7 protein-coding genes are annotated in these 15929 nt (G+C 49.4%); 4 read left to right on the top strand and 3 right to left on the bottom strand.

Features of this window, described 5'->3' with window-relative positions; translation table 11 throughout:
* Window positions 1–147 precede the first annotated feature (147 nt).
* Window positions 148–2496, bottom strand: a complete 2349-nt coding sequence (locus tag ABGV42_RS13555; protein ID WP_347382109.1) for a helix-turn-helix domain-containing protein — start codon at window positions 2494–2496, stop codon at window positions 148–150.
* Window positions 2497–2825: 329 nt separating this feature from the next.
* On the opposite strand from ABGV42_RS13555, the gene ABGV42_RS13550 reads away from it, so the two are divergent.
* The 4 genes from ABGV42_RS13550 to ABGV42_RS13535 all read left to right on the top strand — a co-directional run bounded on the left by ABGV42_RS13550 (window position 2826) and on the right by ABGV42_RS13535 (window position 10826).
* Window positions 2826–4388 (top strand): extracellular solute-binding protein, encoded by a 1563-nt coding sequence (locus tag ABGV42_RS13550; RefSeq protein ID WP_347382108.1) that lies wholly within the window; start codon window positions 2826–2828, stop codon window positions 4386–4388.
* 83 nt (window positions 4389–4471) lie between these two features.
* Window positions 4472–5371, top strand: coding sequence for an ABC transporter permease (locus tag ABGV42_RS13545; RefSeq protein ID WP_095360474.1), 900 nt, complete (start codon window positions 4472–4474; stop codon window positions 5369–5371).
* Window positions 5372–5390: 19 nt separating this feature from the next.
* Window positions 5391–6260 (top strand): carbohydrate ABC transporter permease, encoded by an 870-nt coding sequence (locus ABGV42_RS13540; RefSeq protein WP_095289326.1) that lies wholly within the window; start codon window positions 5391–5393, stop codon window positions 6258–6260.
* 51 nt (window positions 6261–6311) lie between these two features.
* Window positions 6312–10826: an Ig-like domain-containing protein gene (locus tag ABGV42_RS13535; protein WP_347382107.1), complete on the top strand. Its 4515-nt coding sequence runs from the start codon at window positions 6312–6314 to the stop codon at window positions 10824–10826.
* A gap of 52 nt (window positions 10827–10878) precedes the next feature.
* On the opposite strand, the gene ABGV42_RS13530 is transcribed toward ABGV42_RS13535, so the two are convergent.
* Window positions 10879–11886 (bottom strand): alginate lyase family protein, encoded by a 1008-nt coding sequence (locus tag ABGV42_RS13530; RefSeq protein WP_347382106.1) that lies wholly within the window; start codon window positions 11884–11886, stop codon window positions 10879–10881.
* Between the two features lie 33 nt (window positions 11887–11919).
* Window positions 11920–15912, bottom strand: coding sequence for a glycoside hydrolase family 2 protein (locus tag ABGV42_RS13525; RefSeq protein WP_347382105.1), 3993 nt, complete (start codon window positions 15910–15912; stop codon window positions 11920–11922).
* Between the last annotated feature and the right edge of the window lie 17 nt (window positions 15913–15929).

The raw sequence follows: 15929 nt of genomic DNA, 5'->3' as shown, positions 1-15929 counted from the left end.
CAATCACATACCAAAGGGACGGTTTCTTTTTACATTTAACATATCTAGGCGAGTCATTTTAGGGATATATCGCTCTTTGCGGAATGACAAGAACAACGGAATATTGGGGTCGGTCCTGATCGGCTCTTCATTCGGAAATGGTTCCAATTAGGATGTCTTCGGCCCCTTTCCCTGAGTTAACCGTTGGTCTGCCGTGTGTTGGTGCCGGAATTGCCCCGGGGTAAGTCCTGTTCTGGCCTTGAATATTTTGTTGAAATAGCTGACGTTTGCGTACCCTATCTCCCGACAAACCTCCTCAACGGAGGCATCTGTCTGCTTCAACAGCTCCATGGCACGTTTGATGCGCAGCTGGATGAGATAGTCATTAACCGTCATGCCCGTTGACTCTTTGAAGATGCGACCCAAGTAGGACGAGCTGCGTTTTACGTGTTCCGCCACGTTATCCACTGATATATTCTTATTGTAATGGTTGTCCATGAATTCGGTTGCCAGCTGAAGGGTCACATCCGTCATTTTGGAGCGCTTCTCCCGGTGGTAGTCAATGATATTGCTGCATATCGTTAACACACATGTCTCCATATCCTGAACGGTTTCGGCACGCGCCAGAGCATCGGTATAGGACGATCCTTCACCGATAACAGCGGTCACCTCGCCGCCAGTCTGAACGAGTGTTTTAACCAGCTCCCCGCTTAATTGAACGTACAGCTGATGAATATTTGCCTTACCCAGCCTTTGCTTTAGCACCTCCCGGGTGATGGCCCGGATTACGGCAGTACATTCCTCTTTATCCGTCTTCAGCAGGGACTGCTGCAGCTTCGTTTCGAGTTCAAACGGATAATAGTAGGTACCTTCTTCCGATTTCCATTCATCAAGGATCGAATAGGGCAGAATTTCGCCCTTCCCAATGTAGATTTTCATATTAAGTGCCTCTTGAGTCTCGTTGTAAGCTGCACGCACGGCTAGTTCTCCGGCGTGAATGCGGCTGACAGCGATGGTCACAGAGATCCCATAACGACTGAGAAAATATGATTTGAGGCTTCTGGCTTGTTCCACAGGAAAGGTATCATCGGCATCCGGATGCAAGGAGAGAAGGATGACCGTGTGCCTGCTGTCTTTGACAAAAATTTCTCCGTTGATATCCTTTCCCAGCTCTTCCATCAGACCGTACTGGAGCAGATGGGAATGGAATATATCCTCCGATCCCCTCAACGGCTGATGCTCCTCGAGTGCAAGGGTCAGGATGGCAAAACGATTGAAATCAAGCTGTAATCCAAGCAGCTCTGCCGCATGGTCCGGTCTGTCTGCTGCTTCTTCCTGTACGTTGCCCTGGATTAGATCGTTCAAATACTTTTCCTTAATGGCCGTTCGATTTCCGGTGAGGAGTTCATCTACTTTCAGCTTTTCTTTGATTAAAATATCGCGATTACGTGTCATCTGCTCAAAGGAATGACGGATAAAGCCGACTTCATCCGTGCTGCTGGGAGCACCGGATCTGTCGCGCCGTTCGGATTCTTCAGAGCTCACAATATAGGAAATCACACTTTGCAGCGGGCGATATAATCTTCTCGATAAAAAATAGGAAATAGCAACAGCAGCCGTTATATATAGGATGGCGACTGTCCAAATGAGGACTTTAATTCGGTTCATGCCTTGCAGAAGGACGGATCGTTCGGTGATATCGACGAATCGCCAGCCTGTCATATTTGATGCACTGTAGGATACGATCTGATCGGAATCACCAATATAGTAGCCGCTCTCCGATGTTACCTGTTCGGCATCCCACTGCTGAAGAAGGGCTTCTCTGTCATGAGCATCGGAATAGAGGAGTTCACCCTGTGGACCAATGACCATGATGGTGCCTTTCTTGCTATTGTAATGACTTAAGTAGTCAGCGAAGAGTCGATCCAGATTCAAATTAATGACGATCGCGCCCTCCACTTGGCCAATCAGTGGCATTTTCTGAATCAGGGAGGTCGCAGGATGATCCGGAGAAAATCCATTCGATCTTCCCGTTAACCAGACGGTACGAGATGATGAGTCTTGATTTAAGGTATCCAGCCAGGACTGGTCAGCAAAGTCGGATATAGGAGATGTCTTTATCTCCGGACGTGATGTCAGGACAAGTTCAAGCGGGGCGTAGTATAGATAGATGGAATCGATGTAGGGACTGAGCTTTTTTTGCTCTTCTACAAGAGTGGATAGATCAATTAATGAACCTACAGAGAGCTTGCCTCCGATGGTATGGTACACATAGGATTGAGCCATCAGCAGACTATTGGCCGCATTTCCGATGGTGGTCAGCTCCTTATGAATCAGCTCCTTCTGCTGAGTCAAGACAGATTCATTATAACTGATGGCATTACGGACACTGTTATCAGCCGAAATCATGTAAGTGACCGAAGAAATGAGAACAACAGTGATCAAAGTAATGGCGGTCATCGATAGGAGCAGTTTAACGAACATGGAGTTATTTTTCATAGCCAATAGTCCCCTCATGGCAATCCCCTCCTTATCTCATATTGATAGCGCTTACAATAAAATTCGAATATCTCAGTAGTTGTGTGCAGTCAATTATATATCACATCAACGGAATTAGAACAGATCGAAATTGAAAAACATACAAAAAACGGAATAACGTCAGTGACTCTACACGGCTTCTGAAGCCAAAAACATAAAAAAAATGGAATGAGAGGATTGTGCACCGGAAGGTATAAAGCTTAAATTTTAAGTATGTAAAAACCGTTTCCAATACCCGGCCGGGTCGTTATGCAGGATGCGGGAATCTTCGAATCCAAAACCAATCCAACAATAGGGGGTAGGTTCTATTGAGTAAAAGAATCAAATTTGTAAGCGCTATCCTACTAGCTGTAAGTTTAACGGCAAGCTTGCTTACCGGATGTACTTCCGAGACGAACTCCTCAAGCCCGAGTTCAAATGCAGGAGAAACGCCAGGAGCAAACTCCGATCCGATCGAAATCTCCTGGGGCATTCATTTTGCCGCAGATGGAGTTGTCAATGACTCGGTGGTTCAGAAGTGGCTGGAGCAGAAGTTTAATGTAAAGATCAAACCTGTGAAGGTAACGGACGCCAGTATCGCTTCCGGGGATATACCAGACATATTCATGCTCGGTGATCCTTCTAATGTAATCGCTTACCAAAATCAGGGCGTGTTAATGAGCATTGATCAGAACATGTTGAAGGAGAAAATGCCTGAGTATTACGCGGATATTGAGAAAAAGAAAGAGCTTTTCCAGACCGTTACCGTTAATAACGAGCTGTGGGCTATCCCGATGTTTATCGATTTGAAGCCTTACGATCTGGGGATGCTGTGGCGTAAGGACTGGCTGGATCAGGTCGGCATTCAGAAAATCCCGGAAACGTTGGATGAATTCGAGGAAGCTGTATATGCCTTTGCACAAAAGGATCCGGACGGTAACGGTGTGAAGGATACGTACGGGTTGACAGGAACGGCTACGTCCACGTGGTCATCCGGGTTCTATTCCATCTTCGGTGCATTCGGTGTGGAGCCGACCATGTGGATGGAGAGGGATGGTCAGATTGTAAATGGATCGATCATGCCGGAGACCAAGGAAGCCTTGGCGAAGCTGCGCAAATGGTATGAGGATGGGGTCATCGATCCGGAATTTATTACAGATACACAGGATTCATATCGTAAGAAACTGTATAACAACCGGATCGGCGTCATTGAAGAGCAGATCAGCAAAGGCGCTCTACCGGAATCGGCAACAGTCAAGGAAATGCTGGCCTTGAATCCGGATGCCAAGATGGCATTTTCCAAAAATCCGAAGGGACCTGGCGGTGACGGCTCCTGGGATTGGGGAATCAAGAGCAATTTCCTGGTTATCGGCAGCAAAGTCAAGGATCAGCCCGAGAAGCTTGAGAAGCTGTTCGAAATTCTACAGGCACAGAGCAATGATGAAGAGACCATCAATATGACCAGCCTTGGTGTAAAGGGGGAGCAATGGGATTTTGCTGAGAGCGGTGCTACCTCAGGGGCGACGACATTCCTGCCTGGATTCGATAAGCAGGAGCAGCGTGATCAACTGGGAATCCGTCTGTTCTCTTTTGGTAACATTACCACTCAGGCTTATCGGGACAAATATTCCGATCCGAAGCTGAATGAGGCGGTCAAAACGTATTCATCTGCTCCAAGATGGACCGATGCGCTGCTATTCTCTGTGCTGCCTTCGGACGGAAAATACAAACAGGAATTGACGTCACTCATGCAAAAATATTTCGCTCAAATCATCAGCGGCGAAATTCCTCTGACTGATTTTGATACCTTCGTGACGGAATGGAAGGCAAAAGGCGGCGATGAATTAACGAAGGAAGCCAATGAGATGTACCAAGCTCAATTCAAAAAATAACCTTGACTTGGCCCAACCACCCGTAAGGGCTTAATCATCTCTTGCGGGAGGGCTGGCGGTTCGGTTTAACAAGGAAGTGCGCCATGAAAACGATAAAAAAACACGGAGAGCTGCTTTTACTATTTCTATTCGCCTTTGCATTCTTCGTCGTATTTAAATACGGCCCTTTATATGGAGTCGTCATTGCCTTTAAGGATTTCCGGGTCGTCGACGGGATATGGGGAAGTCCGTGGGTCGGATTCCGCCATTTTCAGGAAATATTTCAAAATGGGGATTTTTATCGATTACTTAAAAATACCCTGCTCCTGAATTTGTATCAGATGATCTTTGCTTTTCCCGCACCAATCATACTGGCGATATTGCTTAACGAGGTGAGGTCAAGGTATTTCCAGCGGTTTATCCAGACGACCATGTACTTGCCTCATTTCGTATCGTGGGTCGTCATGTCCGGGCTGATTATTTATTTTCTCTCTCCAACGTCCGGCGTTGTAGGGGAAATTGTGAAATGGTTTGGAGGGGAACCTGTCTTTTATATGGGAAAGAAAGAATATTTCCGTCCGATTGTGGTCATTTCTTCAATCCTCAAGGATATCGGCTGGGGCTCGATTATCTACTTTGCTGCTTTGGCGGCGATCAACCCGGAGCTGCATGAATCGGCCGTCATTGACGGAGCCAATCGGTGGCAGCGAATCATTCGAATTAATATCCCATCCATCATGCCAACCGTCGCGATTATGTTCATTCTGAGTCTTGGTGGTTTCCTAAGCGCAAACTTCGAACAAATCATCAATCTGTTAAACCCGGTCAATTACGAAACGGGTGACGTCATCGATACTTATGTCTACCGGGTAGGTCTGCAGCAGTTTCAGTACAGCTACACGGCGGCCATTGGCTTGTTTAAATCGCTGGTAGGGCTCCTGCTTATTCTGGGGGCTAATCTGACCGTGCGAAAATTGAGCCGCGGCGAGAGCGGCCTATGGTAAAGGCAGGAGGAAGACAGTCATGAAAATAAAAAGATGGCAAGAGCTCATTGCACCCGCCATGATCTATCTTATATTGTCCATCCTGGCACTCATCGTTGTGTACCCGTTCATTCATGTCCTGTCCGTCTCCTTCAGCGGTAGGGGAGAAGCACTTCGAAGCGGATTTCATTTTTATCCTCGGGATTTCGAGTGGGAAGCATACCGCGGGCTGCTGGACTATCCATTAATCTGGTCAGGATATGCGAATACGCTGTTTCGGATGGTCGTAGGGACGGCCTTAACACTTCTCGTTACTATCTGCGCAGCTTATCCGCTCTCCCGTCCCGATCTGCCCATGAAACGGCTGCTGATCATGCTGCTGTTGTTCACGATGATCTTCGATGGCGGAATTGTCCCGCAATATCTATTAATAAAAGAACTGCATCTGCTTAACACGCACTGGGTCTATGTGCTGCCATCCGCTGCCAATGCTTTTCATGTGCTTGTAATGATCTCGTTTTTCCGTTCCGTTCCAGATGCGCTGATCGAAGCAGCTCGTATCGACGGGGCAAGGGACTTGCGAATTCTGTTCCGTATCCTGCTCCCGCTGTCCATTCCGTCTCTTGTGACGATCGGGCTCTGGAATTTGGTTTACCACATTAATGCGTTTATGGATAACCTGCTTTACGTCACCGATTCATCCAAATTCGTGCTGCAGCAGGTTGTCCGCCAGATCCTCATCGAGAGCAAACTCGACCCGTTTACTACGGCGACGCTTGCAACACCGCCAGCTCCGGAGAGCTTGAAAATGGCGGCTGTCATTGTCAGCTCCTTGCCGGTGATTGTCATGTATCCTTTCCTGCTTCGATATTTCGAAAAAGGAACCATGATTGGATCTGTAAAAGGGTAGTGATCATGTGCATTTTATCTGATTGATCTGATAAGGGAGGTATTTCCAAAGATGATGAGGAGACAGATCATTATTGCATTAATCCTGGTCTTGTTGGTGGGGGGTCTGCCGGTTACGGGAGTGAATGCGGAAGATGCGGTGAACCCTGGTGCTGTCTTTTATATTTCAAATGAAGGTGACGATTCGAATCCGGGAACGGAAACCGCTCCATTCCGTACACTTGAAAAGGCCAGGGATGCAATCCGGCAATTGAAGAAGGATTCCGGGCTGCCTGAAGGCGGTGTGACGGTCTATGTAAGAGGCGGCACCTATAATCGAAGCGAAAGTTTTCTGCTGGAGGAGCAGGACTCCGGTACGGAGAATAAGCGGATAACCTACAAGGCTTATCCTGGAGAAAGCGTACGGTTGAACGGCGGTCTGGAGCTTCAAAAAAGCTGGTTCTCTCCGGTAACGGACACGAATGTCCTGGACCGAATCATCAGTGCGGATGCCAGAACGAAGGTTCTACAGGCAGACCTGAAAGCTCAAGGCATCACCGATTACGGTGTAATGAGCCGGCATGGTTATTACAAAGCCAATGACGTCAGTCAGGTTCCTCCGATGGAGCTGTATGTCGAAGGTCAAGGCATGACCCTTGCCCGCTGGCCCAACAATGGAACGGTCCAGATGGGCGCCATCACCGATCCCGGACCAACCCGCAATGATCCGGATTTGCAGACACGCGGCGGGACATTTACCTACAATTACGAAAGACCGGATCTCTGGAAAGAAGCCGATGACATCTGGTTGGATGGCATATTCGGTTACAGCTGGGAATGGTCGTACAACCAAGTGGCATCCATCGATACAAGCAACAAGACGATTACCTTGGCATACGGAGAGATGAGCGGTCTGTTTACCAACTGGTACCCGGACTTCCATTTTGCCCAGAACCTGCTTGAGGAGATCGATATGCCAGGTGAATATTACATCGACCGGAAGCAGGGTAAACTCTACTTTATGCCTACGGCTGCCTTTGAAAGTGATCATCCTGAGATCATGGTTACAATGCTTAAAACACCGATGATTAACGCGAACAATCTTTCGCATGTGACCTTTGAGGACCTGATCCTGGAGAATGGCCGGGACTCCGCTGCAGTCATTATGGGCGGGGACAGCGTCCGATTGGAGCACTGCGAAATACGGAATTTCTCCAATGGGGGCGTTTTGATTAATACGCAGAGCCGCTGGCTGTATAACGACTTTGCCAAAGTGGACGGAGTCAATCATGCGGTGAGCAGCTCCCATATTCATCACATCGGCGGGACCGGGGTGATTCTGAATGGGGGAGATAAGAAGACGCTTGAGCCAGGAAACAATATCGTGGAGAACAGCCATATCCATGATTTTGCTTACTACCACAAAGCCTATAATCCGAGCATCTTCCTGACGGGTGCGGGGAACAAGGTTTCCCACAACGAAATTCATGACGCTCCCCATCCGGGAATGCTGATCTTTGGCAATGATCATCTCGTGGAATACAACAACATTTATGACGTCTGCAAAACCTTCTCGGACCTCGGTGCCATCTATATGAATCTGGGCGAGTCGCCTCAGGAACGGGGATCGGTAATCCGCCGGAATTATTTCCACAATATCGGGGAAGGCAAGGCAGGGGTTCAAGGGGTATATCCCGATAACTTTACCATGGGCATTACCATTGAAGAGAACATATTTAACGGCATGGGTAACGATGCCATCCTCAATAACGGCGGTGCCCATATCAAGACCCGAAACAATCTTTTTATTGATGCCAAAGTACCGTATGAATATTCGGACATGTATCTAGGCGATCAACCGGATCAGCAAATATCCAAAAACTATATGCCCAAATGGAAGGCGTTGTTTGAAAAGAACAATAATTTCGAAGGCACGCCACATATGGAGAAATACCCGGAACTGGCGGATTTCTTCACGGAGAACCGGTATTTTCCGGATACCAACACGTTTCAGAACAATGTGATCTATAACCCGACGAGGAAATTAAGCGGCACGAATAATCAGGGAGCAAATGACAAACGAAACCTGCTCCAGTATGCGAACAACTGGATTACGGATCATGATCCTGGCTTCGTTAATCTGGCGAATGGGGATTTGAATTTGAAGGCGGATGCGGAAGTGTTCCAAAAGATTCCTGGCTTCCCGACCATCCCTTTCAGCGAGATGGGAATCCAGGGAAAAGCCGGTCCATACCTGGCTCCGGATCACATTGCTGTGGATCGGATCCAATTGTATGACGAAAGCGTAACCATCGGCATCGGGAAGTCATTCGCTCTGTATTCCGCAGTCATTCCTTGGAACGCAACGAACCCCGCTCTTCAATACACGTCGAGCGACCCTTCGATTGTTAAGGTGGATCCAAGCGGCAAGCTGAAGGGTGTTAGTATAGGGAACGCTACAATTACAGCCGTTTCTGCTGACAACCCGGGCTTAAAGGATGAGGTTCAGGTTACTGTTGAAGTTGGGGATGGCATTATCGATTATACCGATTTCGAAAACGGCAGGAACAGCTGGCCCACGGACCCGAACCGGAGCATTGTCGAGGTTGAAGGCGGCAACCATATGTATAAGCTTGTTAAAGGAGCAACAACGTTAAATGAGAACGAGTTTAACCATTATGAGCTGACTTTTAAGATGAAGACGCCGAAAGTCATCGCAGATGATGCCACTTTCTATGTGTTTGACCGGCTGAACCCTGGAGGAAGCGGCGGCAGAATTGGTTACCGGAAGTATGCAAACGGAACATCTGCCTGGCTCTTGTATAATGCGGCCTGGGCAGCAGTGAAGCAGAATACACTGGCTGCACCTGATCTCCAGCCGGATACGGTTTATAACATGAAAGTCATCGTTAAGGGTCCGGAGATCAGTGTTTACGTGGATAACAAATTGAAGCTAAAGGCAAGCGATTCGACATTCAATGCGTCCGGCCATGTTGGGTTCTATGCCGGCGGCTTCAGTGAGCTTCTGTTTGATGACATCAAATTTACCGTTCCAAGCAGGGAAGTATCCGGTTTGCTGCTGGGTGAGAGTCATACCAACATGGTCATAGGAGAACAAAAGCAGCTGCAAGTTCAATTTGATCCGCTTGATGCCGAGAATAAGGAGGTTATCTTTCATACCTCCCAACCGGGAATTGCCGCTGTGGATGAACATGGATTGGTAACTGCTTTGGCGGAAGGCGAGGCTGAAATCACTGTAACATCAGTCGCCAACCCGGAAGCTTCAGCATCCGTACGCATTCAGGTATCTGATGTGATGCACTTTACGGATTTTGATTCGGGAGCGAACGGATGGCCGGTAGACCCGAACCGCAGTATTGTAACTGTAGATGGCAATAAAAAGTATAAAATTCTCAAAGGTGCCTCGGCCCTTCATCCGAAGACATATACCGACTATGACCTTACCTTCAAGCTGAAGACGCCGGCGGTCATGCCGGATACGGGAACACTATATGTATATGATCGTTCCGTCTCCAGCACATCCGGGAAATTTGCGTACAAGAAGCTTGCGGATGGCACTTCACAATGGATTCTTTACAATGGAGCATGGACAGCTCTGAAAACGACGAACCTGCCTGATGAGGACCTGAAGCCTGATACCGAGTATACGATCCGCATTCGGGCCGAAGGTGCAGACATCCGCGTGTACGTAAACGGGGAACTTCGACTTGAAGGTTCGGATACCAAGCACAATCCATCTGGAACGGTAGGTTTCTATGTTGGCGGGTTCAGCGAAATGTGGTTCGATGACATCAAATTCTCCCTGATCGATACGGATCGGACTGCTCCAGAGACCACGGCCGTCATGAGTCCGGCAGAACCGGACGGCATGAATGGATGGTATACACAGCCTGTAACCCTTGCGTTGCATTCTTCTGAAGACTCTTCTGAATCCGCATCGACAGAATATAGTCTGGATGGAGGGGATACCTGGCTGGCCTATCAGGACTCCCTGACCTTCAGTCAGGATGGTCGTTATACCATTCTATACCGTTCACTGGATTCATCTGGAAACGCGGAGGAAGCGAAATCGCTGGAGTTTAATCTGGATGCCTCGGCACCCATGATTTCGGTGGCAGAGCCACTAGCCAAAGACTTTACAAGCGCAGAGTCCCTGAATCTGTCGTGGACTGCTGTTGATGAGGTGTCCGGGGTTGATGAATTGAAGAGTACAGCAAGGCTCGATGATCAGCAGATGGAGCAGGGGGCGGCAGTGCCCCTCTATACGCTGCCCCTGGGAGCTCACACCTTCACAGTAACCGCTATAGACGAGGCGGGGAATGAAGAGGAAGCGGTTGTGACGTTCTCCACTTATGCAGACATCAGCTCACTGAAAGCGCTGGTAACCCTCTTTCGGGAGAAGTCCTGGATTGATAATGGCGGGATCGCTAACAGCCTGCTCAAGAAGCTGGATAATGGGAATACGGAAGCGTTCCTCCATGAGGTTCAAGCCCAGAGCGGCAAACATATTACGGAGGAAGCAGCAGCCTACCTGCTTCGGGATGGGCAGGCTGTAACAACAGAATAGACCACAGAAAGAAGCCTTTCCGATCATATTCGGAAAGGCTTCTTTCTTATAGCTAACGTTGAAATTGCAGCTCGGGATAGATCCAGGCATAAGAATGATACAGACCGCTGTTGATATTAATATTCCCTGTGATCGGACGATAAGGGATGACAAAACGTTCAAAGTCCGGATTCTTATAGATGTTCGTCATCGCCTCAACCAGATCAAGGGGCCATGTGCCGGCAGAGAGCTGTGCCGGGAAGATCGGATTATCGTCATAAGGCCATTCCTTCAGATGCCCGTTGACATAATGAAAGAATTGTTCGACAGCACACTGGAGGCTTTTACCGCCCGGTGAAACCCAGCGGAATAAATCCTCTCCCGTCGTGTCCAGGACGAGCTTGGCTGCAGCCGTTACAGGAGCGAGAGCGAAATAATGATACCACATGGAATGCTTGCCTCTGGATGCTTCTTCGGGAATGAATCCTTCGATGGAGAGGGAGTGGTCAAGATGTTCCTTATGGGCGGTCACCTCTTCTGCGAAACGGAGCTTATCATCCATAAAACGATACAACGCTAATTGGGCATACAGACTCCAGCTCCACCAGTTGTTGCGGAGAGGGATTCGATCCCACTCCGGCAGACATACCCGGGTCATCCATTGGGTGAACATTTCTCGCTCCTCTTTGCTCCAATCCGCGTATTCTTTAATTTCATTCGCCGCCAGAAGGAGTCCAACCCCCAGATAGGCGGATACCAATGGTCCGTCCGCACCTGTAATCTCCCGATTGACCACTGCCCAGCCCATGATGATTTCCATCGCTTTGCCTGCATAAGCCGCTGTTCCTGTCAGCCGGTAGGCCAGTGCAGTTGTATAGGCCGCCTGGGCGTCCTTTTCCATCCGCCGCTTCGCGAGCGTGTGTCCCTCGGTATCCTGGTAGAAGCCGGGAATCTCCCAAGTGGCAATCGCATGACCGTTCGCAGTTAGACTCTCGTTTGCTTGATCAAGAAGAACTTCAAGTGCAGTCGGATGTTTTATATGAATGGAACCCACCTCTTTTGAAATGGAATGATCTATCAATATCCTTATCGCAGTAGATACGAAAAAGTAAACTTATTTGGGCTCTACATCATCCAAGGTCAGACGATATTGAAGATGCCTCATATATGAACCGCCTGCGTTCCTAAATACCATACCGAACCGGATGTTCTCCCCGGATCCTTGCACAATAGCGATCAGACGATTATTACCCGCACGCAGCTCGATATGTCTCTCCGGATCGGGAACATGACTCCCGTTTATATAAATCTCATATTCGCAGTTTGTGTTGACTTGAAGCTTACCTCGAAGGATACCATCGACCCGATTGCATGAAGGGTCCAAACCATGAACGAAACAGCTCAGGAACCAGCGCTCATCCCCGGGATTCTGGATAAGAAAGGCACCATCCGAAGAGCTTCGCTCTTTCTTGAGCATCCAGCCGTAGAGCCCCTCGCCCAGATTGTTCAGCGAGAATTCCGGATCCGTATAATAGGTCTTCATTTCCTCGTAATTAATCCACGGCTTGCAAGGCAGTGCCATGACCTTTTCAACGGACCAGTGCGCGTCTCCTTTGGAGCTATAGAGAAGACCGTCGTCTATGGCGGCCCCCAGATTGGCCAAAAGTCGACTATATAAGCGTATGGACTTGGCGGAATCCGGTTCAAGGAGCAGTTGAGATAAAATGATACATCCTTGTTCCTGTTCCGCTTGCAGTACGAAACTCCCGGCAGGATGCTGGTGATCCCGGTTCAGCTCCACCAATGCCAGCCTGCTGTATTCCGACGTGTGCCCATGCACAAAATAATCCTTCCATGCTGTCCCTTCTACGCTTGCGCATAGTACCGCTGCATCGGTCGTATCCAGACTGTAAGAGGCCAAGGGACGATTAACAACTTCTCTGGGCGAGAGAAAAACCTTGTCGAAGCCGAACAGGTCAACCGGACTTAATCCTTGGACCACAGGCCTATCGTAATTCGCCTCCAAGTGGTACGTTTCATGTTTCAGGATCGAGACAGGACGCTTCAATAGTGCAGATAGGGCGGCTTCATGACCTGGAGCAGCGGGAAGGACGACGAGTTTACCGCCATGCCGAACATATTCATTTAACAGGGCTACGGAATCCCGATCCAACAGAAGGTTTGGCTCTACGACAACAAGTTGATATGTCCCAAGAAGGCTGCTCGTGATATTTCCGAGCACATCGAAGGAAAGGCACAGGGACCGCAGGAAATGATCTGCTGTTCCTCCCGGTTCAACCCATGCACCCGTTTGGATCGATATCGTTTCGACGTTTCCTGCATAAGCGAGCATGTTGCGCAGCAAGCAGCAGGCCGCAGGGACGGTGTCGAAATGCTCCATGAGCTGCAATTGATTAGCGATGAAGAGGCCGTTTCCACTCCGGTATTCTAGAAGAGGTGACCACAGATCCCCGCCATCTCCAAAATCCCCTGCGCTGCATTCCAAGATCATATTGAAGCTGCCCTTGATCGGTTTCTCGAAAGCGGCATGGATGATAGGAGGGGGACCATCCTCGCGTATCTTTTCGTCCCAATACATCAGATCATCATCGTCCAAGCTCTGAAGGATGGGATGGTCATAGCTGCCCGCGTGGGCTCGGATGAAGTCCTGCCGCGAAATCGTCAATTGACCCAGAGACAGATGGTGCTGTTCCAACAACAGAAGACGCCCGCCCCTCCGTACATAATCTTGGAGCGCCATCTCCAGTTGACCGTCCTCATCCTCGAGTCCGCTGCCTGCAACGACGAGGTGATTGGGGGAAAGTTCACCAAGCTGTTCAAGCCGGATTCGTCTGCATTCCGGGACAAGGCTGCTCAACAAATGGAAGTCTTGGTCCTGACCTATGTAGGCCACAGGTCGGCCTATAGAGACAGGGGTGGTTTTATAATGTGAGGGATACAGTTTGTACTGCAAATTCAGCTCATGAACGAACTTGTCATCGTGAAACATTACGGCATGCACGTGTATAGGGGTTACATCCTTAACAGGCTCAGGTTTCCAGGTTACGGTCACGATTTCATGATTCGCCGGTTCTTGGTTGAATAGGAAGTGCTCCCGGTGCAGGAGTCTGCCTTCCTGACGTACTTCGCATTCAATCCGAGTCTGGCTTGAATGGAACGTATCGTTATAGACATCGAAGCTTCTGGAAATCGACCCATCATCGAAGAAGGAACGGTTGTATTCTGTCGGTATCATGGTAGCGGGCTTGAAAGAGGCTTCCATGATCGGGAAGGACGGGTTCTTCATATAAAGCGGATATTCCTTCGGAAGAAGACCGTTATTCAGCGTGAGCGCATATTTGGGAATGACTTTTGGTTTCGGCCCCGGCGTATCTGGATCGGATGGAGGAAGTACAATATCGCACTCCGGGATGGCCCGCATGAAATAATGGGCGAAGTTGAAGGTGGAGATTCCGGAAACGCCCTTCCGCCTCGCATATTCCACGAACAGCCGCTCCTTCTCGGCCAGACCTTGGATACATTCATCCGTGTTTCGATACGCGGCCAAGCCTACGTACATGCTGCTGTTCTGGGGGCAGACATACCACCAGCCGCCATGCTCGCCGAACACGAGAGGTGCTTTGCGATCCCATGCGTCGATGGTGCCGTCTATGTTATAGTGCCTGCTCTCCACCTCCGTGAGTTCTTTGGGGAGGAGACGGTTATCGCCTTCTGCAATGATCGGGCGGGTAGGATCCAACTCGCGAATGAGGTTCATCATGGAAGGCATATGCTGCTTGAATATATCGCGGCCGTCCACCCAGCGCATCTCGTTCTGCAAGCTCCACAGGATAATGGATGGATGATTTCGGTCACGCTCTACCAGTCTGCGGACATGGGCTGTGCAGTTCGCGATATAAGCGGGATGATCTGCAGGCATGGATTTGCTCGAACCGTAGATGGCCGTTTCATCCACAATCAGCATGCCCATCTCATCGGCGATATCCAGATAATAGGTCGGATGAGGCGCGGCATGCAGACGAACACAGTTTACTCCGGCCTCCTTGCACATCCCGTACCAGGTGCGTACGTACTCCTGCGTTTGTTGAATGGCACCCTGGAAATGCCAGGAGTCACCGCGCAAGTTCATGGGCGTACCGTTAAGGATAAACCGTGAACCCTCGGTCCAGATCTCACGGAAGCCGAATAGCTGTTCCAACCGGTCGATAACCCGTTCACCTTCCAGAAGCACAAGCTCCAAGCTGTACAAGAAAGGCTGCTCCGGATTCCAGTACTTGGCGTCCTCCCAATCCAGGCGGAACGTCAGCCGGCTCGAATCCCCTTGGCCGCTCACCGCTAACACGTTAGCTTCAGTTTGAAGAATGGGGGAGGACGTCGAATCACCGTTCTCGCGCACGTGAAGAATAGCCTTGTGGGATGTATTCAAGGAGGAAGCCAAGGGATGGATTACCGCAGCATCTACCTCCAGCCGATTCTCCCGTACCGACGTTCGGATCGCTACATCGGCAAGCGAGACATCCGGCCGACTTTCCAGATATACGTCCTGCCATATCCCTCTGGCAATCGAACCAAACCACGAGCCTGCAAGACCCGTGATTTTCTGTTGACCTGAAGGAATCTCGACCTTGTCAAAGCTGCCACAGACTACATGAAGTTCGTGCTCCGTATCATGTCTGACCAGTTCGGTAATCTCCACGAGAAGAGGCAGGTAACCATCCTCCCACATGGTCACGAGATGATGGTCGAGATACACGGCAGCCTTTTGCATGATCCCGTCCATACGGAGGAAGATCTGTGTCCCTGGTTCATTCATGGATGGAGGCACCCGGAATGACCGATGAAGAACTCCCGCTTCGGCTTGCGCCCACTCCTTCGGATATTGAAATACATCATAAGGCGCATATTCGTACTCGGGAATGATTCCAAAGTTCTTTCCCGGCAGCCTTTCGTAGGAGCTTCTCCAACTGGAGGGGACTTGAACCTTCTGCTGTTCATAAACCAGCTCTGCAGGAAGCCCGAAGCCAGTGCCCTGCTCATACAAAGGCATGAAATTCCATTCACCGTTTAAGCAATATTGATTTCGCATGGTAGGAATACTCCTTT

It is taken from the genome of Paenibacillus pabuli (genome assembly GCF_039831995.1).
Lineage (GTDB): Bacteria > Bacillota > Bacilli > Paenibacillales > Paenibacillaceae > Paenibacillus > Paenibacillus pabuli_C.
The sequence above is the reverse complement of the archived record's forward strand: the minus strand, read 5'-3'. Positions and strand labels throughout refer to the sequence as shown.